At 71.3% G+C, this 1465-nt stretch carries 1 protein-coding gene; it reads left to right on the forward strand.

Features of this window, described 5'->3' with window-relative positions:
- The first annotated feature begins 129 nt into the window (after window positions 1–129).
- Window positions 130–1437, forward strand: coding sequence for a sugar phosphate isomerase/epimerase family protein (locus ACWEVO_RS36400; RefSeq protein WP_452311927.1), 1308 nt, complete (start codon window positions 130–132; stop codon window positions 1435–1437).
- Window positions 1438–1465 lie beyond the last annotated feature (28 nt).

Below are 1465 nucleotides of genomic sequence, written 5' to 3' on the forward strand. Positions count from 1 at the left end.
CCCCACCCTGGGGCCGTGGTGGGGGGCACTGGGGGGCCGGGCCCCCCGCCCGGCGGGGGGGGGGGCCGCCCCCCGGCGGGCCCCACCCGCCCCCACTCGCATCGATCACTCTCCGAGAGAGGAACCACAATGGCCTTCGACAGCAGGATCAGCAGGCGACGGCTCATGGCCGGCGCCGGCGTGGCAGCCGCCGCGGCGTTCAGCCCGCTCGGTCCGGCAGCGGTGTTCTCGCCCAGCCTGGCGAGTGCGGCGAACGGGCGGCTCATCCCCGACGGCAAGCTGGGCACCATCACGTACAGCCAACGCGACGTGCCCACCCGGATCGGCATCGCGGCCAGCGCCGCGCTGGGCGTCGCCCCGACGATGGGCTACCTGGGCGGCCCGACCTTCCCCCAGGACCCGAACGACCTCGGCCCGCTGGTGCCGCTGCCCGGCGGCTGGGTGGAGCTGTTCGAGTTCCTGGCCGGCTGCGGATACAAGCACATCGAGTTCGCCGGCTATGGGCAACACGCCGCCAACCCCGGCGGCGCCGCGCCCAACCCCGCGCCCGGCGGGGTGACCACCCCCGAATCGCGAGCGGCCTACCTGGCCTACGCGCGCACACTGCGCGGCTTCCTCGACGCGTACGGCCTCCAGGCGATCGGCAACCACGGGTTCGTCCCGAACACCTGGAACGGCCCGAACAGCCCCGGCGGCGCCATGTCGACCGAGGACTACAACCGGCTGCAGACCGAACTGGAGTTCGCGTCGATCCTCGGCATGCCGTACATGGGCACCGGCAGCGACCCGACGAGCGCCAACAACCGCAACATCGAGCCGTGGACGATCGCCGGAGAGAAGTGGGATGCGCTGAACCGGATCAGCCTCCAGTGGGGCATCCAGATGTACACCCACAACCACTCGCCGGCGTACAACTTCCTCCAGGACGGCCCGCTGGTCACCGTCACCGAGGACCGCGTCACCGGCGCACCGATCCCCCCGACCGTGGTGCGCGCGGAGTCCGGCAAGCGACTCATGCAGCACTACCTCGACGTCACGGACCCCGGGCTGGTCGTCATCGAGATGGACATCTACTGGGCGCACGTCGCCCAGCACCAGTGGCGCTGGCGCTACGACTACGACGGCAAGCGGGTGGAGGACATCTTCGACCCGACCGCCCAGGTGGCGACGCAGACGATGCGCTACGCGCTGTTCCACGCCAAGGACGGTGACGCCACCACACAGCCGGACGGCGTCGGCGACGGCTACACCATGATCCCCTTCGGGGACCCCCGCAGCGACATCGACTATCGGTCGTTCTTCGGCAAGATCGGCGCCAAGGGCTACCACAACCCCAACTACGAGCAGGACAACGCTCCGGGCGGCAGCGCCGACCCGGGCCGGTCGCTGCGCTTCTCGAAGATCAGCGCGGGCAACATGGCCGCACTCCGTGGCTGATCCGCCGGCTCGCCGCCCCGCTCGCGCC

The organism is Micromonospora sp. NPDC003776 (assembly GCF_053605645.1).